This is a genomic window from Acinetobacter sp. YH12072, assembly GCF_013419565.1.
Classification (GTDB): domain Bacteria; phylum Pseudomonadota; class Gammaproteobacteria; order Pseudomonadales; family Moraxellaceae; genus Acinetobacter.
Genome location: NZ_VOZV01000001.1, coordinates 222748 through 243725, shown reverse-complemented (window position 1 = coordinate 243725; position 20978 = coordinate 222748). Strand labels below are relative to the sequence as shown.

Sequence of the window (20978 nt, the reverse complement as noted above, 5' to 3'; positions counted from 1 at the left end):
AAAACCTTCAAAATCCTTGCTGAGCGTTATCGAAATAGAGGTAAAAGGCTTGGTTTGAGATTCAATTTAATCGCTGGAATCTACAACTTGGAACTGAGCAAAAAATGATTTATGAAAGAGGTCTAATGAAAGATTTTTAAATCAGATACAAATTCCTTTTAATAATTCTCTATTCGTTTGAATTTTTTAAATAAAATAGACCGTTAAATTTTTATAATTACCTAATTTTACAATATTTAGCTCTAGAAAATTCCCTTTATCAGCAAGTACTAAAAATGAATATACCGAAAAGGTATGAAATCCATATTCAGAGGGTTTTGGTCAAATGTAGTGCATTATGTAATGCTCAGGCATCTCTTTAACTCTATTCAGATTTTTAAGGTTCTCCCTGATATGAACATGCATAAGACGCTTTCATTTTGTCTCCCTCTTTTATTTTGCAGTCAACTGGCTTTAGCAGATTGGGTAGATGATTCTGTTAAAGCAGCCGAAGCGCATACCATCAAACTACGCCAGCATATTCACCAATATCCTGAACTGGGCAATATGGAATTCAAAACCTCGGAATTAGTACAAAAAGAATTAAAGTCCTATGGTATTGAAGTACGTAAAGGCTATGCCAAAACAGGTGTGATCGGCGTTCTAAAAGGTTCAAAACCTGGCCCCGTCATGGCATTACGTGCAGATATGGATGCCTTGCCGATTCAGGAAACGGCAGCTGTACCTTTTGCCAGCAAGCAGAAAGGTATTTATCAAGGCAAGGAAACTTATGTGATGCATGCCTGCGGTCATGATGCGCATACTGCAATGCTATTAGGTGCAGCCAAAGTGCTCGCTACCAATAAAGATAAGATTACCGGAACCGTAGTTTTTGTATTCCAGCCAGCAGAAGAAGGCGGTGCAGATATTGATAACTTTAGTCAAGGTGATCAGATCGGCTCACGTAAAATGCTGGCTGATGGCGCACTCAAGAATCCTCAGCCTGAAGTGATTTTTGGAATGCATGTGATGGCGGGTATGCCAAGCGGCAATATTTTCTATAAAGATGGTGCAATTCTCAATAGCGCGGATCATTTACGTATACAGGTAGATGGCCATCAGGTACATGGTTCAATGCCTTGGGCAGGTCGCGATCCAATTTATGCTTCTGCACAGATGATTAATAATTTACAAAGTCTGTTAAGCCGTAAAGCTGATTTAACCAAAGGTATGGGTGTGGTCAGTATTGGAAGTATTCAGGGTGGTGCCACAGGAAACGTAATTCCTAATCAGGTGAATATGGTCGGTACGATTCGTTCTAATAGTGAAGATGTGCGTCAAGGCATTTTAAAAGACTTGCCGAAAATGCTGGAACACAATGCCGCAGCCAATGATGTCAAAGTCAAAGTAGAAATTGCGCCCTATGCACCTGTTACTACCAATGATAAAACCTTGACCGAGTTGATGCGTCCGTCTCTGGCTAAGGTGAACGGTGAAGATAAACTGCATCTGCTCGATAACAATGCCAGCGCCAGTGAAGACTTTGCTTATTATGGCAAGCTGATGCCCTCATTGTTTGTCTTCGTCGGTGCAACGCCAGCAGATCAGGACCCAGCCAAAGCAGCACCGAACCATAACCCGAATTTTATAGTCGATGATGCGACTTTAAGAACCGGCGTAGAAAGTCATGTCCGTTTTATACTGGATTATCCGAAAGTAGCCAATCAGGTACAAGCGAGCTGGAAGCAAAATAACAAAAGCTGATTCTTAGTTCCTCAAGCATGAGTGACTGGTCTCATTCATGCTTTTACTTCGCCGTATTAATAAGCAATTGGCCGTTCCGTACTGGCTTAGCTCCTACTCCATCCAGATTTGACATCTTGTGCCATTGGTCTCAAAGCTCACAGTGCTAAACTTTGACGCGCTAAATTGCTTGACTTTTGGAATGAATAAGGCAAATTCTAAGCCTGCTCCAGCCTCTAAAAACAAGCAATAATTTCGTAAAATCTGCATGGAACAAAACTATGGCGAATCACTTTGAATTCAATATCCGCGTCTATATTGAAGATACTGATGCGGGTGGCATTGTCTACCACGCTAACCATATTCGCTATATGGAACGTACCCGTACTGAATGGTTACGTGCTTCCGGAGTGAGTCACTACTGGCATCAATCCGACTATAACTTTGTTGTGCACAAAATTAATGTCAAATATATGCGTCCAATCCTCATGGATGACCTGATTACCGTGACTGCACGTGTCATTTCATGTAAAGCTTCATCATTTGTATTGCAACAAAATATTTATCGTGGTGAAATCATGCTTGCATCTGGTGAGGTCGAGTTGGCATGTATTAGTGCAGACATGAAACCACGTCGACTTCCTGATGAAATCCGCGAACTGATTCATAAAGAATTGGAACAAGACTAAAAAAATTATTTGGCACACGTAACAGCTATGGCAACTCAGTTAGAATCATCTCTTCAAGTCTCAGATCTTATTTTACAAGCAAGCCCTGTCGTACAACTGGTGATGCTTTCTCTCCTGTTAGCCTCGTTGTACAGCTGGTACCTGATTGCTAAGTTAACCATGAGCTATAAAAAGGCTCAGGCTGACGACGATCATTTCCAGAAAATTTTCTGGTCAGGTGCCGAACTCAAGACGCTTTATAACAATGCCCAGCTCAATTCCAAACGTACTGGTCTGGAAGATATCTTCTATCAGGGTCTGGGCGAGTTCCTTAAACTTAAAAAACGCCATGCTCCAACTGCCCAGTCAATTGAAGGTACTGAGCGTATTCTGCGTGTAGGTTTAAGTCGTGATCAGGGGCATCTGGAACAAGGCTTGGGTGCGCTGGCCAGTATTGGTTCAGTCGCTCCTTATGTCGGTCTGTTTGGTACCGTCTGGGGCATCATGAATGCCTTTATTGGTCTGGCAGATGTCGATCAGGTTACTTTGGCCACTGTCGCACCTGGTATTGCAGAGGCCCTGATTGCAACGGCGATTGGTTTATTTGCTGCAATTCCTGCGGTTTTAGCCTTTAACCATTTCACATCTAAAGGTGAAGCACTGTACTCTGACCGTGCCCTGTTCGCTGAAGAAATGGTGGCGCTGCTGCAACGTCAATCTGTGGGCGCTACGCAGGACAATGACTAATGGCCATTCAACGTTCAGGACGCTTCGAGCGCATTAAAAAACCACTGAAAAGTGACATGAATGTGGTGCCATACATCGATGTGATGCTGGTACTTCTGGTCATTTTCATGGTGACTGCCCCAATGATTACCAGTGGCATCAAGGTCGATTTGCCGCAGGCCAATGGCTTGCCAATTGAATCCAAAGATGCGCCTACTATCGTCACTTTAAAAGAAGATGGTACTTATTTTCTGGAATATAAAAATCAAACCACAGGTCCTATCACCCTAGAGGCTTTGACGCAGACTTTGATAGAAGCGCAAAGCACTGCTGAAAGTGAAAACAAGGTCCTCAATGTCGTGATCAATGGTCATACCACCCGCCCTTATGGCGATGTGATGGCCTTAATGTCAAGCCTGCAAGATGCCGGTTTGTCCCAAGTGGGTTTACTGACCAAGCCATTAGAATAAAGTATGAAAAATTATCAGAAACCACCGTTTCAGAAGAAAGCAATTGCGATTGGGTTTACGCTAGGAATCCATGCAGTTGCTTTGGTGGGCCTGCTTTTTCTGGGCATGAGTAAGCCACCTGAACCGCCAAAACAGATTAAAACGGTCTTAATTAAACCTGAAGACCTCAAGCCGGTGACTCGTGAAGAAACTGAGTTTGAAGAAACTGCACATGAAAATATTGCAGAAGAAATTACCCAAACTGCTGAACCGAGTGTAGAGCCTGCACCTGTGGTTCCAACGGCAGCTGCACCGACACCTCCGGCACCGCAGCCTGCACCAGCACCCCCACAGATCGATATTCAAAAAGCTCAGCAAGAAGCCAAAGCGGCAGAGCTTGCTCAAGCCAAAGCCGCCCAGCAAGCAGCCGAAGCTGCAAAACGTGCTGAAGCCGCTGAACAAGCAAAACAGGCTGCTGCCAAAGCCAAAGCAGAGGCTGCACAAAAATCTAAAGCCGAAGCTGAAGCAACGCGTAAGGCTGAAGTAGAAGCACAGCGTAAAGCCGATGCTGCGCAAAAAGCCAAACTTGAAGCGCAGAAAAAGGCTGATTTAGCCGCCAAGCAAAAAGCAGAGGCTCAAGCCAAGGCAAAAGCGGATGCTGCGGCAAAAGCCAAGGCAGATGCCGAAGCTAAACGTAAAGCGGATGCGGCTGCAAAAGCTAAAGCAGAGGCGGATGCTAAACATAAAGCTGACGCTGCGGCAAAAGCCAAAGCAGAGGCTGAAGCTAAACGTAAAGCTGACGCGGCTGCGAAGGCTAAAGCGGAAGCAGATGCCAAGCACAAAGCTGACGCTGCGGCGAAAGCTAAAGCAGAGGCCGAAGCTAAACGTAAAGCTGATGCCGCTGCGAAGGCCAAAGCGGATGCTGATGCCAAGCATAAAGCTGATGCCGCTGCAAAAGCTAAAGCAGAGGCGGATGCTAAACATAAAGCTGAGGCTGCGGCAAAAGCTAAAGCAGATGCAGATGCGAAAGCCAAAGCAGAAGCTGATGCCAAAGCCTCTGCAGCCAAACAGGCTGCTGAAGAAGCTGCACAGAAAAAAGCGGAATCTAAGCGAATTGCCTCTACTGCAAAACGTGATTTCGAAAATAAAATCAGACGTGCATGGGATACCCCTGTGGGCTCTTCAGGCCAGAAAGCGACTGCTCGGGTCACTTTGAGCGATAGTGGTTCTGTGGTTTCTGTGGTGGTGAGTGCCAGTGATCCAGATATGAAAGCTAGTGTAGAAGCGGCAGTACGTGCTGCTGCACCTTATCCAATGCCTTCAGATCCGGATGCACGCCGTGAAGCACGAAGTTTTACTTCAACCTTTACAGCTCATTAATGAGAAACAGCCATAATAAAGAAAAAGTGTTATGGCTGTTTTTTTGAGTTAAACTTCAATTGAAACAGATTAAATAATAATCACTCTCCATAGTGATATAACAGTTTGATGATAAATTCGTGGTCTATTTCGCATAAATCCATGCGATGATGTAGCCCAATCACTTATAAATAACTCCGTTGATTTGAGTAAATAACGAATGATGGAAAAGACACGCAAACACCTACTCTGCCTTGCAATCATGACCACGTTGGGTGCGGTCACTGCGACCCAGTCTCAGGCTCAACTGCATCTGGAAATTACCAAAGCTCCTGAAGCTGCTCCTAAAATTGCCATTGTGCCTTTTAGCCAGGATCAGAGTATTTATCCTGTGGTGGAAAATGACCTGAATCGTTCTGGAAAATTTGCCAGTGCCTCGAAGAATTTACCTGCTACAGCACAACTGAATTCGCCAAATGCTGAAGCATGGGCAGCTGCAGGCGTACCTTATGTAGTGACCGGTTCATCCAAGACCAATCCGGATGGTTCTTATAGCATTCAGTATCAATTGTATGATGTCGAAAAACGTCAATATTTACTGAATGAGTTGCTGACTGTTCCTGCGTCACGTACCCGTCAGGCAGCCCATATGATCAGTGATGCCATCTATCAGGCATTAACCGGTATTCCGGGAGATTTCACTGGCCGTATTGCTTATGTCTTACGTAACCCGGCAACGCCTGAGCAGCGTTATACCTTGCAGATTGCCGATACGGATGGTGAACAGCCAAAGACTATTTTGACTTCGCGTGATCCAATCCTGTCACCTGCCTGGACACCGGATGCGAAAAAAATTGCATATGTATCTTTTGAAACCAAACGTCCGGCCATTTATGTACAGGATCTGGCGACTGGTCAACGTGAAAAGCTGGCCAGCTTCCGTGGATTAAACGGTGCACCAAGCTTCTCTCCAGATGGCAAGAGCATGCTGTTCACTGCGTCTATGCACGGTAACCCGGAAATCTATCAGATGAATCTGGAAACACGTCAGTTAAAACGCATGACTAACGATAGCGCAATTGATACAGAAGCACGTTATGCACCAGATGGAAAATCATTTATCTTTACTTCAGATCGTGGTGGTTCTCCGCAGATTTACTGCTATGATTTCAATAATGAAAGTACTAAACGTCTGACTTTCCGTGGCGCATTTAATGCCCGCGCGACCTTAAGTGCAGATGGTAAGAAACTTGCATTGGTTCATCGTCCAAGTGGCAGTAACTATAAAGTGGCTGTACAAGATATTAGCTCAGGTGTGACCAATATCCTGACGCCAACCAGCCTGGATGAATCACCTAGCTTCTCGCCAAATGGTCAGATGGTGGTCTATGCCACTCGCGAAGGTAACCGTGGATTGTTATCCATTATGTCTCTCGATGGCCGGTTCCGCATGAATTTGCCAAGTGAAACAGGTGAAGTCCGCGAACCTGCTTGGGCACCAAAATAATAGTTCAATATTTATAAATGCTTTACCCCATAATCAACCTTCATGGAGATGAAGAATGAACAAAGTAAAATTATTTGCACTTCCTTTACTTGCAGCTGCAGTCGTAATGACTGGTTGTGCCAGCCGTAAACCAGCAGCTGAAGTCCAAACTGGCAACCTGGATACCAGTGGCACCACCACTGTAAACACTGAAGGTCTAAGTGAAGATGCAGCTTTAAGCGCTCAAAATATGGCCGGTGCATCTGCTAAAGGTGTAACTGCGGAAAATAAGGCTTATTTAGCTAAACGTGTAGTTCACTTTGACTATGACAGTAGCGAACTGAGCAATGACGATATCCGTACTCTGCAAGCACATGCCCAGTTCCTGATGGCAAATGCCAATTCTCGTGTAGCTCTGACAGGCCATACAGATGAACGTGGTACACGTGAATACAACATGGCGCTTGGTGAACGTCGTGCCAAAGCAGTAGAAAGTTTCCTGATCACTTCTGGTGTAAATGCAGGCCAACTTGAAGCAGTGAGTTATGGTAAAGAAATGCCAGTTAATCCTGGCCATGATGAAAGTGCGTGGAAAGAAAACCGCCGTGTAGAAATCAACTACGAAGCTGTTCCACCACTACTAAAATAAGTGATCATTTAAATAATACATCATTCATAAAAAAGCACTCAATCGAGTGCTTTTTTATTAGAGGGATATTTGAAAGATCAAAGAATAAAATTACTCTTTGCCTTCACCTTCTTCTGCAGTTTGCATGGATTCAATCATGTCGTGTTTATTGAATTTTTTATATTCAGGTTTTGCTTCGTAATCCTTCCACGCTTCTTTCATCTTGTCTTCAGAAATTTCATCGAGATTAATCGCTTCGCTCGGCGTTGGAGTCGCATCAAACTTTAATGTTGTCATCTCTGTGCTCCTATGATCATTTTTTCCTTTGATTCAACATAGCACTTTCCACAGGAGTTGCAAGGGCAAAATCACAACAAATAATTCAGTTTAATTGTCCTTTTCGGACATTCTCCTCTAAAATATAGCCGTATATCGTTTTGATCTTTTTTCCCCGATTATAAGTCTTGGAGTTTTTCCCTTATGTCATACCGCACCTTATCCCAATTCCTACAACAACAAAGCGGGAACCTCACACCTGAACTTGCACAAGTAATTGAAACAATTGGAAATACCTGCAAGCGTATTGACCAACTCCTGCAAAAAGGTGCTCTAGCGGGTGTATTAGGTAGTGCTCAGCATGAAAATGTTCAAGGCGAAGAGCAGAAGAAACTGGATGTGATTTCTAATGATTATCTGATTGATGCATTAAAAGTACATCCACATGTAGGCGGTTTAGCGTCTGAAGAACTGGATGAATTCACTTCAGCTCAGGAAAATGGTCAATATCTAGTATTGTTCGATCCACTTGATGGTTCAAGCAATATTGATATCAACATGTGTGTGGGCACTATCTTTTCGATTCTTCCCGCAAAAAATAGTGTAACTCAGGCAGAAGACTTCATGCAGGCTGGTGTCAATCAGGTTGCTGCTGGTTATGTCCTGTATGGCCCATCAACCATGATGGCACTGACTGTGGGTGCTGGTGTGGTATTCTTCACTTTCGATCCTGAAACTCAAGAGTTCCTGTTGACTTCTGAAGCGATTCAGGTAGCTGCTGATACTAAAGAATATGCAATCAATGCATCGAACCAGCGTCACTGGGAAGCGCCTGTACAGCGTTATATCGATGAATTGCTGGCAGGTAAAACAGGTCCTCGCGCCAAAGATTTCAATATGCGCTGGGTCGCTTGTATGGTCGGCGATATTCACCGTATTCTGTGCCGTAGCGGGATCTTCATGTACCCATACGACTTAAAAGACCCAACTAAAGCAGGTCGTTTACGTTTAATGTATGAAGCCAATCCAATGAGTATGCTGATGGAACAGGCTGGCGGTGCATCAACGACTGGTCGTGTCCGCATTCTTGAAATCGAACCTACAAATCTGCATCAACGTGTTCCTGTCATCATTGGCTCAAAAAATGAAGTTGAGCTTGTGACCAGCTACCACCACTAATTTTTAAACGGCAGTTGATCTTTGATTGACTGCCGTGGACTTTCTTCTTATGCCAACCATCTTCCTTGAATCCAAAGACAATCCTAAAATTAAACACTTACGCGGTTTAATTGAACAGAATTCTTATCGAAAAAAACAAGGACAGACTGTGCTTGAAGGCACGCACCTGTGTCTTGCATGGTTACATGAAAACAAGAAAATCAATTCGATCTTCACGACTGAACATGCTTTAGCGCATCCTGATTTCGACATTATTTTAAACAAATATACCGGTGTGGTCTTTGTCATTGGTGAATCGCTTTATAAGGACCTGAGTACCTTAGGCACTTCGATTGCATGTATGGCGATTGTCGATATTCCAAGCTCAAGCCAGGCACTTGATTTTACGGCTGACACTCTGATCCTTGAAAATGTGCAGGATCCCGGTAATGTTGGCACCCTGCTACGTTCAGCAGCAGCTGCCGGTATTGATCAGGTCATTTGTACCAAGGGTTCAGCATCTATCTGGTCGCCACGAGTATTACGTGCAGGTATGGGCGCGCATTTTTCTTTGCAAACTTTTGAAAATATCGCACTGGAAGACCTTTTACCGCAATTCAAGATTCCGGTATATGTCACCAGCTCACATCGTTCTAGCAGCCTGTACAGTAAAGACTTGCGTAAAGCCTGCGTCTGGATTCTGGGCAATGAAGGTCAAGGCGTATCTGACTATGCCCTGCAACATGCCGAAGCGGTGACTATTCCACAGCCAGGTGGACAGGAATCCCTGAATGTTGCCATTGCAGGCTCTATCTGTTTCTTTGAGATGGTGCGTCAACGTATCTAATACGGTATTTAGGTTACATTGTTTTAATTCCAGTCAGTGTATTTATAAAATAGATTACACTACAAAAATAATAAGTTTTATTGTCAACCAAATCGTTATTCCCAACGTTATATGCACATGAACTTGGGAATAATGGTGGGTATCCAATGACAGGATTTTCCATCTCTATGGATTTAGCACCGAAACCGTTGCAGTCACAAGATGCGAGTATTCTAAAGAGTACGGCAGAGTCTCGCCTGAAAAATTTCATGCAGGACGTGACTGGGCGTGCTTTGGTGATGATGGAAAGTGCGAGTCAAGGACAACATGGGATCGCAATGGATCTGGTTCAGGAAGCTTTTATTGCTTTGCATAAATCTTATGCAGAGAAAAGCACTGAAGAGTGGTATCCCCTGTTCTATACGATTCTGAATAACAAATTACAGGATTGGCGTCGTAAAGAAGCACGTCGCAACCAGCCCTTTTCCTTTTTCAAAAAAGTCAGCCTTGATGACGACGAAGTCGAATTTGACAATCTGGTAGATGAATCTACGCCCTCACCTTTAGAATTTCTGGATCAGGCAGTAACTGCTGAAGAAATTCAGGAGGCGATTGCCAAATTACCTGTGCGTCAGCAGCAAGCATTTATGCTCAGAGCCTGGGAAGGCTTTGATACTCAAACTACAGCGCAAATTATGAACTGTACAGAAGGCAGTGTGAAAACCCATTATCACCGTGCTATTCAAGGTCTACGTGCCTCTCTAGCACACTTAAATCCATATCTGGGAGGATCATCCGAATGAAGCAAGATGATTTCTTAAAGCAAGTAACTTCCAAACTTGATGGACTGGCACAGCACCACAAGGATAAACCGGTGGTGATGAATCATGTGCTGGAGCATATTCAGGACGCACAACATTCACGCTTTGCATTTCTAAAAATGTCTAGCTTTGCTCTGGCTGCTGCGATTGCTGGCGTGGTAGTGCTACCGAATATTGTCAGCCATAACGAACCTCAGACTCAGGCGGTATCTACACCCAAACTCTCCCCACAGATGCTTGAAGATCTGGAAATGTTAATGGTTTTAGGTGAGGACAAAGTTCCACATGGCAGCTAAAAGATTAGCAATTGCATTTTGTGCATTCAGCTTCCTGCAAACCAGCTTTGCTGGATTTGAACGTTTTTGGATTTTTTCCAAAGATGCCAATACGCAGGTCAACGAAACCTGGGATACCCTTTCTGATTCCGAGCAACTGGCATTAATTAAACGTTATCAGTCCTTAAAAGAAATGCCTGAACAGCAACGTATTAATTTACAGCAACGCATGGACTGGTTCACCCAGCTTCCTGAAGCTGAAAAGCAGCGTATGCGTGAAACCTGGCAAATGATGAGCAGTCAGGAACGTAAGGAGTTAGGTGCACGGATGCAAAAAGCAACGCCAGAAGAACGACTGGCGATCCGTGAAGAATATATCCAGAAATACCAGCAACTCACTCAACCCAAAACTCATTAACTTAAGTTAAATAAAAAAGCCTCCATCCGGAGGCTTTTTTCATGCTGCAATTATTTTCTAACTCGGCGATATCCTGCCAGACCTAATAATCCGAACAATCCCCAAATTCCAAATGAACCACCACCACTTGATGATGTATTGGTATTTTTAGCCGTATTTTTTAAGTTAATTCTTGCTGTATCTGACATCAACTCATCTGCATCAAAAACATGATACTGCATATCATAATCTGACTGACTAAAAGTATTTTTCACACTAAAAGTCAATTTTCCACCATAACAGGTTTCACCTGCAAAATTCCCTGGGCATGGTCCTTCTCGCTCTGCAGAAAGGATTACTCCAGCAGGAAGCTTGACAATACGAATTGGAATCTCACGACCATCTTTATCACGATAGAAAGCAGCCTTGCCATTCATCCGTGGACCATCACCATCATCACTATCATTCTCTAATGGATTCACAGTCACGGTCAGATTGTTTTCTGCGCTAATTCTATATTCGTCATTTTTTACAATCGGTTTAATATTTACAAATGCGCCCTGCAAAATACCTGTACTGCTGGCACCTGTCTGCTTGTCTTTAATTGTATAACGGCAATACTCCGTATCCGAGAGACTGGTTACTTTGCCATCAGTACGATACATCATGATACGGTTTAAGTCAGGCTTCCATTCACATTTTAAATTTGGGTCATTCGGCGCACCTTGAACAATTAATGAACTGCCTGATCCAGATAAAGACCCTACACCTAAAGATTGCACTGTAATTTCATAATTTTGTGAATTTAATGCTTTAGCTTGTACTTGAGTATTATTTAAAGTTTCTTGAGGCATGACCAAACTAAATGGATTAACGTATATGGCACGATATTTCTGGTATTGCTTGGTATATTTTAAAAGATCCTCATATTCTTTTAGCTCTTCCTTTAAGCCCTGTATTTCCTCAGGTTTTGTATTCTTATCGGCCAGAATAGAATTAATATCATCAATATTTTCCTGATAATAATCCAGCAACTCTGTTAAAGAACTATTTTTTAGGCCAGAAATATCTGCTGCAGTTAAGCGCCGGATTTCTACCGACCCAATTTCACAGGAATTTTTTGCGTCCGGATTAAATAACAATGTTACCTTAGTCAACCGCTCAATTCCACGCTGATCAGTTTCTTCACAACTTTCTGTACCGATATTGACCAGATCCGTATTCGATTGTCGATCAATAGGATAATACATCCCTAAATAACGGTTATTTACAGAAGGTTCGATATAAGGAGTTAACAGATCTGTGATCTGATTACTGGATACATCAATATTCGTTGAAACACTGTTTTCTGCCAGTTCAGGTAATATACAGCGTGAGGAACCACTTGTATGAATCGCATTATAAGCAGTAAATAAATCTACATCCTGTTCTTTACTTGGATTCCCACCATTCAAGGCATATTCACAAGACAATCCCTGATTAAATGCTAATACATTATAAGCCAGACTCGAATTACCAGTATTGTCATAAAAGATGGTTGAGCGAGCAGTATTTTCGACAATCGTGTTATTAATAGCACTAAAAGTGAAGAAAGAACTTAATGGACGGCTGATTTCATTGGCCATTCGGAAAATATGACCTGTAGTACTGGTCGTATTTTTTGCAATCGTAGAGTTACTAATATCAGCTTTGGCATAACCACAGAAGTCCAGAATACTGGCCGTATCAGTAGAACCATTTTTGACAATGCTGCTTGCGCTAATTTCTAGCTTGGTCTCTGTACTGCCCAAATTCCCCACACAATCCATGGCCAAGACACTGCCATATGTAGCTGCTTTATTCTGATGAATTAAGGAATCCTGAATCTTGATAATTTTTTCATTATTCATCGCCACTGCATAAATTGCTCCCCCTTCTGCAGCCGCTCGTGAATTTACAATTTCACTATTCACGAGGCTTAGAGGACCGGCGACATAAAATGTTCCACCATTACCTTTATCCAGACTGGTTTTTGCAGCATAACCATCTTTCAGGATGACACCATTTACCACCATGCTGGCTTGGCTAGCGACCGTATTAAATAAGCGGGTTTTCCCTTGGCCTGAAATGGTGGTTGTTAAAGCCTCACGTGTTGGATATAAAAAGGTAATAGGACTTCTTTGAGTATAATTGAAGGGTGATTTTCCCAAAATATTGACATGGGATTCAACAATAATTTCACTATTGAGCTTGTATTCCCCAGCTTCGAGTTGGATGACATCTGGAGCGGAACCGTCATTACGCAATGTACGGCCAACATTACATCCTCCATAGGATTTATCCAGCTTGGCTGTCTTAATGGCTTCACGCAAGGAACAGGCACTGGTATTTTCCCCATCCTCGTCAGCAAATGTAGTGACATATATGGTTTTATCTTCGGCTGCCATTAAACTCATGGCAGATAAAATCATGGCTGCAAGCAGTCCTTTTTTATAATTTTTCATGATTTTTCCTTAATCTTTTAATCTGCGACGTAGGCCGATCAACCCTATCAAGCCCATTAAGCCAGCAATCCCCCATGCCCCACCCGAGGTCTTCACAGACTTGTCTTTCATTTCATTTTTAGGTTCCTGTACAATCTGGGTACTTAAAACCAGATAAGGTTTAGACTTATTAAATCGTGTAGAGGAAGTAACTACCTGAATTTCAAAAATGTCAGCACCATGCCATTGTGAATCTGGGGTATAAACAACATTCCCATCAATATCAATGACTGTTTTGCCCTTGGAAACAGTTTTGGTTTGGATAACCTGTAAGCAGCCATCTTGCCAAGGCTCACCCTTTGGATTCTCTCCAATAATGTTATTGCATTGCTCTTTAGGAATTAAATCACTATCTCCTAAAGCAGATTCAATTGAAAACTTTGCAGTCTCTCCTTTTAGAAGATCCTGTCCAACCAGACTGGTAGATGTTGGAACTGTAATTTCAATCGCACCACGGTCACAAAATAAGTTATCTAGTAAACGGTCTACACCGCGTTGGTCTGACGCCTCACAGCTGACTGAAGGATTGCTGCTATTGTAGCTAGTCCCTCTATTTACAATCGGTGAATCACTAACCTGATTATAATTCAACAGGATACGAGGACGTAGATAGCCCAAGAACTGATCTTTAGGAACGCTATAAGGACATAGAATAGCATCGCTATTTTGTTTTAAATTTAGACAAACACCTTCACTTTGATCTGAAGCCTCTGCAAACAAGCGAGTACCTGTCCAGATCTGGTTTGGATACGCAGCATCACCTGTACCACAAGATGCTGTTACCAGGTTATTGTGAATCGTACTTTTATCCGTAGTTTCAATCTGACAATCCTGCGTACCATTTCTTAAAATAATACTGTTCGCCACATAGGCTTTACCATTCGGGGCACTAATACGTAGTGCTGTACCTGTATTGTCCACTATTGTCAGGTTATTGATTCCCACTCCATCAATCACATTGATCAGTGCTCCCTTATTTTTTAACAGGGTACTGCTTAGGACTTCAGCATTAATGGATTGAATATCGGCAGGATTATCGACTTGGCCCGCTGTATAAATATTGGTAGCATTATTATTCAGCGTCTGGTTATTCTTTAAAACGCTTTGATAAACCAGAAAGTATGGAAGCTGGCTATAGAGTATGCCACCCTGTTGCGCCTGATTATTTTCAATCAGGCTGGTTTTTATTTCGGCAAAAGCAATCAGATTCTGGCCAAATTTCCCCACATTATAAATGGCACCACCTTGACTCGCAGCTCCCTTGTATAAGCGGCTGTAATCAATCACCAATTTACCTTTATTATGAATTAGGCCACCTTGTTCGGCACAGCTGCTTTTACCGCAACCTTCAAGGTCGAGTTCTTTTAAATTGACTTGAATCAGCTCTTCATCATTGCTAATACGGAAGAGATTATCTGTCCCTTTCATTTGAATATGAGCGTTATATAACCCCATTACCTTATCGGTACTACTAAATTCACCATCTACTTCTGCGATAGATTTAATCGTTACTGATTTCTTGATCGGGATATGCTTATTCAGTACATAGGTCGTTTTTTCTTTTAAGATAATGGTGCCAATAGCATTTTCGCCACCACAGCCCATATAACCTTCTTTAGCCAGGCCACGATTCACATATTCAACAGCTTCTCGAAGTGAACATTCCTTGTCATCTTTTTCAATATCTTCTGTGGTAGTTACAATAATTTCTGCACTATATGCCTGCCCCGCCATACATAGCAAAGCCATGCCTATGCTCTTCTTGAGCATACCCTTCTCCTTAATTTTTTATTTCTTTCTTTTTCTTCTAAAGTTGCATCTTCCTTGCAACAACGAATTATTTTGCCTTACTTTCGCATAGACTGAGTAATTACTCAAGATGTTTTATAATTTAACGATATTCATCAATTAATGCATAAATCTGCCGCAGGTTAGCATTGCTGACCTTCAGCTTTTCGCCTTTAAGTAATTGAATAATCTGTTCTAATGTTTGTAGAAGCACGGAAGTTTGATGTGGTCCGTGATTTAGCAAATAATCAAAAATCTGTGGATCAAGATGAATACCGCGTCGGTCCAATACCGAGGATACCAAGGCAAATCGGTCCGCATAAAGACTGCCATTTGGGACACGGACACTAACTGCCTGCGTGAGTCGGGACTGCAAATCAGGCAATTCAAGCTTTAACTCAATGGGTGCAAAACGGGAAGAAAATACCAGCTGACCACCGCCTCCATCATTATAATTAATCAAGTGAAAAACGGCGCGTTGCCAGTGTGGAACCCCACTAATGGCTTCAATATCATCCAGTGCGATCAGGTCAAACCGGTCCAGCGAAGTAATGGCTTCAGTAGGCGCATCCAGAAGCTCCAGCAAAGACACCTGTATAGCAGTCTTACCGATTTCCAGATAAGAATCACAAATGGCAGAGAGTAAGTGACTTTTCCCTGTTCCAGCTCCGCCATACACATAAAAGCGGCTGATTAGGCCTGCATGCAGCTGTCGGACTGCGTCAATTACATGACCCCATCCCGGGCCCGAAAAATCACTAATTCGAGCATCGAGTTGAGGTTCTATATCTAGCTGCAATTGACGCATATGATTCTGATGGCCTTATGAGTCTTTATGAAGAGGTACATCCATCTTACTTGATTTCTTTCCCTCTTGCAGTGGTTTTGCTTCTGACTTTTTCATTTCAATATCAACATCTAAGTCTGAAGTTTCTACGCTTATGGAACCTGTAGCCGGATCATTCATGACGACTGCCTGATTTCCATAAAATGATGTGCATTCATAATATTCACGTGCATGTCTGAGCAGAACCACAATTACCGCTGCAACTGGGAGAGCAATCAGCATTCCCATGAAACCCGCCAGTTGAGCACCCGCCAGTACCGCAAATACAACTGCTACTGGTGATAAGCCAATTTTATCGCCAAGCAGGAATGGTTGCAGTACATAACCTTCTACCGCCTGACCGACCATAAAGACCACACCAACCAGAACCAGTTGCCACCAGTCGATCCCGAATTGCAGGAAAGTTGCAATCACAGCCGCAATAATACCGACAGCAAAGCCCAGATAAGGAATAATACTGGCCAGGCCTGCCACCATACCGATAATCAAACCGACTTCAAGACCAATCAATTGCAAACCAATCGCATAAACGATTCCCAGCAGAATCATCACCAGAAACTGCCCTTTCACAAAAGCTCCAAGTACACTGTGACATTCACCGACGATTCTTAATGTACTTTGTTCATAAGGACGTGGAATCAGGCGGCGTAAGCTTTCCAGCATACGATCCCAATCCAGCAGGAAATAGAATGCAATAATTGGAATCAGGACAATCGTACCGCCAATCTGCAAGAAGTTAATTCCAGATTGTGCAAGGCGTAGCAGGAAGGCCTGAATACTGTCAGCACTATAATTGGTTTGCACATAGTCCATGACCACATCAGAAATCTGTGTGGTATCAATTTCCATTTCAACGACATTGAAGGTATTCGACAACCATGGCAAAAAGGTTGAATTAATCCAGCCAATGACCGCAGGTATATTGTCACGCGCATAAATCAGCTGCTGCCAGATCAACGGCACCAGATACCAGATCGCCAAGATCATAACGATCCCGATTCCAGTAAAAACGATACTAATAGAGAGCCAACGCGGCAGACCGATATCGTGCAGTTTATCTACCAGCGGGCTGAACAGATAAGCCATTAAAAACGCTGCAACAAATGGAATTACAACGGGTTTTAGTAAATATAGAATCCACAACAACAAAGCTATCCCAGCTAGGATAAACACGCGACGCAATGTGCGATCTACCATAAAGTTTCGCCTTCTCTCTATTAATCGTTATAAAAAGTAAAATATTTTAATAAAGATAGCATTTTAGGGCATAAATACCATAAGAGTTTTGCATATTCAGGTTATAATCCCCCGCGCGAATGCGGAGACTTCATTATGAGCAACTCAACTTCTACCCCAAACACTGGTTTAAGCTACAAAGATGCAGGTGTCGATATTGAAGCGGGAGACGCGTTAGTCGACCGAATCAAGTCCGTCGCTAAGCGTACTAAACGTCCTGAAGTAATGGGCGGATTAGGCGGTTTCGGCGCCCTTTGTAAAATCCCTAAAGGTTATGAAGAACCTGTTCTCGTATCAGGCACAGATGGTGTTGGTACAAAATTACGTCTGGCACTGAATTTGAACCGTCATGACACCATTGGTCAAGATCTGGTTGCAATGTGTGTGAACGACCTTCTCGTTTGTGGTGCTGAACCACTGTTCTTCCTGGACTATTATGCGACTGGTCACCTAAATGTGGACGTGGCTGCAAATGTTGTAACAGGAATCGGTGCTGGCTGTGAACTTGCAGGCTGTGCACTGGTTGGTGGTGAAACTGCTGAAATGCCAGGCATGTACGAAGGTGAAGATTACGATCTTGCAGGCTTCTGTGTCGGTGTAGTTGAGCAAAGCAAAATTATTGATGGCTCTAAAGTAAAAGCGGGTGATGTACTCATTGGTGTTGCATCTTCTGGTGCACACTCAAACGGTTATTCGTTGCTTCGTAAAATTCTTGAAGTTAAAAATGTTGACCTGAATCAAATCGTTGATGGTCGTCCACTTGCAGATGTTGCAATGGAACCAACACGCATTTATGTGAAATCTATTCTTGAACTGCTAAAACAGGTTGATGTACATGCGATGGCACACATCACGGGTGGAGGTTTACCAGGCAACCTGCCTCGCGTATTACCAAACGGTGCTCAAGCAGTCGTAAATGAATCTTCTTGGGAATGGCCTGAGCTGTTCAAACTCCTTCAACGCGAAGGCGGTGTAGAACAGTTTGAAATGTATCGTACCTTTAACTGTGGCGTAGGTATGGTTCTTGTTGTTGATGCAGCCGAAGCAGACAAAACTGTAGAGTTACTCAACGGTTTGGGTGAGAAAGCATGGGCAATGGGTCACATTGCAGATAATGCTGAATCTGTTGAAGGTGCAGACGAAAAAATTCGTGTGATCTTCGCGTAATTTCGCATGATTAAAATTGCTGTACTTGTTTCAGGCAGTGGATCGAACCTGCAAGCCCTGATAGATGCCCATCTGTCAGGAGAAATTGTCGGGGTGCTTTCCAACAAGCCTGAAGCATTTGCTTTAGAGCGCGCTCATAAAGCAGGAATTCCGACTGCAGTCATTGAACATAAGCAGTATCCAAGCCGGGAAGCTTTTGATGATGTCATGCATCAGCAGCTTCTGGACTGGGATGTCGATCTGGTCGTACTTGCGGGCTTTATGCGAATTTTAAGTGAAAAATTTGTGAAAGCTTGGGAAGGGAAAATGCTGAATATTCACCCTTCTCTTTTGCCACATTACAAAGGCATGCATACCCATCAGCGTGTCCTGAATACTGGTGATGTTCTGCATGGTTGTACAGTGCATTATGTCACTCCTGAACTGGATGCCGGCCAAGCCTTAGCACAGGGTGTGTTAAAAGTATCGCATCAAGATACGGCTCACACTTTAGCTCAGCGGGTACATGTACTGGAACATCTGATTTACCCACAAGTGGTAGAATGGATCTGTAATGGGACAATTCAACATACTGAACAAGGTGTGTTGTATCGTAATGCAAAAATGCAAGAACCTGTTCAATTCTGCAAATTCTAAAAGTCCAAATATAAAAAACGCATCCTCGGATGCGTTTTTTTATTTCTTTAGATGAGGTGAACTTTAAGCAGACAGTTGCTGAATCAGTTGTTTGACCAGACTCGCTACTTGCTCAGGCTGCTCTAATGGGAACATATGCCCACCATCTACTACTGTAAATGGAATGCCAAATTTCTTTTGCACTTGCTGCGGAAATCTGCGCGCCAAAAATGGACCTTTCTTGGCAACCACCAGATGTACTGGTACTTTTGGTTTTGCCTGAGGTAACCACCATAGCGATGGATTGGTTCTAAAGATATTCACTTCATCCATTTTAGGAATGGTGAGTTCAACTCCACCTCGAACCGGATCATCCTTTAAGGCATAGTCAATATAAGCCTGGAAGCAATCTGCATCAAAATCCTGATAAAAGCCTTTCGGTCGTAGCAGTTCAGCTGCCTGTTCCCGAGACTCCCAATGATCACGACGGCGTTTCGACAAACCTGCAGGTGACATCTGGTCCAGTGCTTTTAAGCGAAAAGTTTTTGCAATATGCAACGCAAAGGCTTCTTTGCCCATGATCATCGGCGGATCAAGCATAATCATTTGCGAAAAAAGTTCCGGACGCTGTAAGGAGGCCTGAAAACTCAGGACTGAACCTAATGAATGCCCCAAACCAATTACCGGACGTCCATGAGATTGGCGCACAATACTGTCAATCACCTGCTGAGTCAGACTTTTCCAGTGATTATCAATCGGATAACGCTTATCAGGCCCTAATAACGGCACATAGATAATATCGTAATCATCTTGTAGTCCTTCAAACAGCTTTTGATAGACTTTAGATGGCACGCCATTGGCGTGCGCAAAATGAATCAAGGGTTTCATTGTAAGGTCGTTTTATTTTCTGACTGAAGTTTCTGTGCCACTGAAGTTGCAATTCCTTCACCAATCGATGAACCCATACGACCCAGTACTGACTCAAATGGACTATATTCAATAGTGTAGTTCAGTGCTTTTTCAGTTTTTAGTTCACGCTTCAAAGTATTTAAACTGCCAATACGGTCTGCAATACCCAATTTCACCGCCTGTTCACCGGTCCAGAACAGACCTGAGAAAATAGCAGGATCAGTCGATTTTAATTTAGCTCCACGTCCCTGCTTTACAGCATTAATAAAGTGACCATGCACATTATCCAGCACACCTTGTACATGCGCTTTTTGCGCAGGATCAACCGGCTGTGTCATGGACAGCAAAGCTTTATTTTCACCTGAAGTCATGGTGCGGTCTTCAACTCCAAGTTTTTGCAGCAGGTTATTCACACCATAGTTCGGCATGATCACACCAATTGAACCGACCAGACTCGATGGATTGACAATGATTTCATCTGCAGCGGATGCAATATAGTAAGCACCAGAAGCTCCTGTATCACCAATCACGGCATAGAGTTTTTTCTCAGGATACTGTTTTTTCAGATACTGGATTTCCTGCCAGATTTCATCTGACTGGACTGGTGAACCACCCGGTGAATTAATATTTAAAACGACAGCCTTACTTTGCTTGTTTTCAAAGGCTTTTTTGAGTGATTTGATGGTATTGCTACTGTTTACGCTTTGCTTGTCTGCGGCAATCGTGCCAATAATATCAACCACAGCAATGTGTGCACCTGCGCCTGCACTTGGATCAGAAGCACTCATGCTACAGCCTTTACCCAGCGCAAGAATGACAACCAGCAGATAAGCGAAGGTCAGAAATTTAAAGAAGATCCCCCAGCGACGTGCCCGTCGTTGCTCTTCTACTGAAGCTAAAACCGCTTTTTCCAGCAGTTTCCATTCTGGGCCAGTCGGTTGAACTGGTTGTTGCGTATTTTGTATTTGATTTTCAGGTTTTGGTGGCCAATCGGACATAAATAATCCAATAAATTAATTTATATTGAACCCATTATATACACCGAAAAGGGTAATTCTGTCTAAAGAAACCGTTTTCGCCTATAATAAGTGCTATTCTTTTTT

Annotated in this window: 21 protein-coding genes and 1 pseudogene; 15 read left to right on the top strand and 7 right to left on the bottom strand. The window is 43.0% G+C overall.

Annotated features, from left to right (window positions below; all coding sequences use genetic code 11):
- From FTU19_RS01210 to pal, 8 genes and pseudogenes are all read left to right on the top strand, one after another.
- Positions 1-108 (top strand): annotated as a pseudogene (locus FTU19_RS01210) (IS5/IS1182 family transposase); the annotation flags it as partial.
- 285 nt (positions 109-393) lie between these two features.
- The gene (locus tag FTU19_RS01205; RefSeq protein WP_373684915.1) at positions 394-1743 is read left to right on the top strand and encodes an amidohydrolase; all 1350 of its coding nucleotides are present in this window, start codon (positions 394-396) and stop codon (positions 1741-1743) included.
- Between the two features lie 260 nt (positions 1744-2003).
- The gene (ybgC, locus tag FTU19_RS01200; RefSeq protein ID WP_034170923.1) at positions 2004-2411 is read left to right on the top strand and encodes a tol-pal system-associated acyl-CoA thioesterase; all 408 of its coding nucleotides are present in this window, start codon (positions 2004-2006) and stop codon (positions 2409-2411) included.
- Between the two features lie 27 nt (positions 2412-2438).
- On the top strand, positions 2439-3137 hold the full coding sequence (gene tolQ, locus FTU19_RS01195; RefSeq protein ID WP_180033454.1) for a protein TolQ: 699 nt from the start codon (positions 2439-2441) through the stop codon (positions 3135-3137).
- Positions 3137-3586: a protein TolR gene (gene tolR / locus FTU19_RS01190; RefSeq protein ID WP_179992678.1), complete on the top strand. Its 450-nt coding sequence runs from the start codon at positions 3137-3139 to the stop codon at positions 3584-3586. Before tolQ ends, tolR begins: the two co-directional genes overlap by 1 nt.
- A 3-nt stretch (positions 3587-3589) precedes the next feature.
- Entirely contained in the window at positions 3590-4945 is a 1356-nt protein-coding gene (tolA, locus tag FTU19_RS01185; RefSeq protein ID WP_180129941.1) for a cell envelope integrity protein TolA, read from the top strand.
- Positions 4946-5147: 202 nt separating this feature from the next.
- Positions 5148-6431, top strand: coding sequence for a Tol-Pal system beta propeller repeat protein TolB (gene tolB, locus FTU19_RS01180; protein WP_180129961.1), 1284 nt, complete (start codon positions 5148-5150; stop codon positions 6429-6431).
- Positions 6432-6486: 55 nt separating this feature from the next.
- Complete coding sequence (pal, locus tag FTU19_RS01175; RefSeq protein ID WP_159124033.1) at positions 6487-7059, top strand: peptidoglycan-associated lipoprotein Pal; 573 nt, start codon at positions 6487-6489, stop codon at positions 7057-7059.
- 90 nt (positions 7060-7149) lie between these two features.
- On the opposite strand, the gene FTU19_RS01170 is transcribed toward pal, so the two are convergent.
- Positions 7150-7335 carry an NF038105 family protein gene (locus FTU19_RS01170; protein WP_159124034.1) on the bottom strand — a complete coding sequence of 62 codons (186 nt, stop codon included), beginning with the start codon at positions 7333-7335 and terminating at the stop codon, positions 7150-7152.
- Positions 7336-7518: 183 nt separating this feature from the next.
- On the opposite strand from FTU19_RS01170, the gene FTU19_RS01165 reads away from it, so the two are divergent.
- The 5 genes from FTU19_RS01165 (at position 7519) to FTU19_RS01145 (ending at position 10812) form a co-directional block, all read left to right on the top strand.
- Positions 7519-8493 (top strand): class 1 fructose-bisphosphatase, encoded by a 975-nt coding sequence (locus FTU19_RS01165; RefSeq protein ID WP_159124035.1) that lies wholly within the window; start codon positions 7519-7521, stop codon positions 8491-8493.
- Positions 8494-8542: 49 nt separating this feature from the next.
- On the top strand, positions 8543-9319 hold the full coding sequence (locus FTU19_RS01160; protein ID WP_179992676.1) for an RNA methyltransferase: 777 nt from the start codon (positions 8543-8545) through the stop codon (positions 9317-9319).
- A gap of 167 nt (positions 9320-9486) precedes the next feature.
- Positions 9487-10101, top strand: a complete 615-nt coding sequence (locus FTU19_RS01155; protein WP_180129958.1) for an RNA polymerase sigma factor — start codon at positions 9487-9489, stop codon at positions 10099-10101.
- A complete protein-coding gene (locus FTU19_RS01150) occupies positions 10098-10415 on the top strand; it encodes a hypothetical protein (protein WP_180004090.1) in 318 nt (105 codons plus the stop codon). Before FTU19_RS01155 ends, FTU19_RS01150 begins: the two co-directional genes overlap by 4 nt.
- The gene (locus FTU19_RS01145) at positions 10405-10812 is read left to right on the top strand and encodes a DUF3106 domain-containing protein (RefSeq protein ID WP_159124038.1); all 408 of its coding nucleotides are present in this window, start codon (positions 10405-10407) and stop codon (positions 10810-10812) included. Before FTU19_RS01150 ends, FTU19_RS01145 begins: the two co-directional genes overlap by 11 nt.
- A 50-nt stretch (positions 10813-10862) precedes the next feature.
- On the opposite strand, the gene FTU19_RS01140 is transcribed toward FTU19_RS01145, so the two are convergent.
- The 4 genes from FTU19_RS01140 to cxpE all read right to left on the bottom strand — a co-directional run bounded on the left by FTU19_RS01140 (position 10863) and on the right by cxpE (position 17145).
- Positions 10863-13274, bottom strand: a complete 2412-nt coding sequence (locus FTU19_RS01140) for a CSLREA domain-containing protein (protein WP_180129939.1) — start codon at positions 13272-13274, stop codon at positions 10863-10865.
- Between the two features lie 9 nt (positions 13275-13283).
- Complete coding sequence (gene rbtA / locus FTU19_RS01135) at positions 13284-15083, bottom strand: rhombotarget A (protein ID WP_159124041.1); 1800 nt, start codon at positions 15081-15083, stop codon at positions 13284-13286.
- A gap of 121 nt (positions 15084-15204) precedes the next feature.
- Positions 15205-15909, bottom strand: coding sequence for a DnaA regulatory inactivator Hda (gene hda, locus FTU19_RS01130; RefSeq protein ID WP_180129936.1), 705 nt, complete (start codon positions 15907-15909; stop codon positions 15205-15207).
- Positions 15910-15924: 15 nt separating this feature from the next.
- Positions 15925-17145 (bottom strand): chloramphenicol efflux transporter CxpE, encoded by a 1221-nt coding sequence (gene cxpE / locus FTU19_RS01125; protein WP_180129934.1) that lies wholly within the window; start codon positions 17143-17145, stop codon positions 15925-15927.
- A gap of 135 nt (positions 17146-17280) precedes the next feature.
- Here cxpE and purM point away from each other — a divergent pair, with 135 nt between their 5' ends.
- Together purM and purN are read left to right on the top strand one after the other, a co-directional pair.
- Complete coding sequence (purM, locus tag FTU19_RS01120) at positions 17281-18351, top strand: phosphoribosylformylglycinamidine cyclo-ligase (protein ID WP_034170936.1); 1071 nt, start codon at positions 17281-17283, stop codon at positions 18349-18351.
- A gap of 6 nt (positions 18352-18357) precedes the next feature.
- Positions 18358-18987 carry a phosphoribosylglycinamide formyltransferase gene (gene purN, locus FTU19_RS01115; RefSeq protein ID WP_180129931.1) on the top strand — a complete coding sequence of 210 codons (630 nt, stop codon included), beginning with the start codon at positions 18358-18360 and terminating at the stop codon, positions 18985-18987.
- 63 nt (positions 18988-19050) lie between these two features.
- On the opposite strand, the gene FTU19_RS01110 is transcribed toward purN, so the two are convergent.
- Positions 19051-19854: an alpha/beta fold hydrolase gene (locus FTU19_RS01110; protein WP_179992668.1), complete on the bottom strand. Its 804-nt coding sequence runs from the start codon at positions 19852-19854 to the stop codon at positions 19051-19053.
- Entirely contained in the window at positions 19851-20873 is a 1023-nt protein-coding gene (gene sppA, locus FTU19_RS01105; RefSeq protein WP_004784634.1) for a signal peptide peptidase SppA, read from the bottom strand. The genes FTU19_RS01110 and sppA overlap by 4 nt, the downstream gene beginning before the upstream one ends.
- Between the last annotated feature and the right edge of the window lie 105 nt (positions 20874-20978).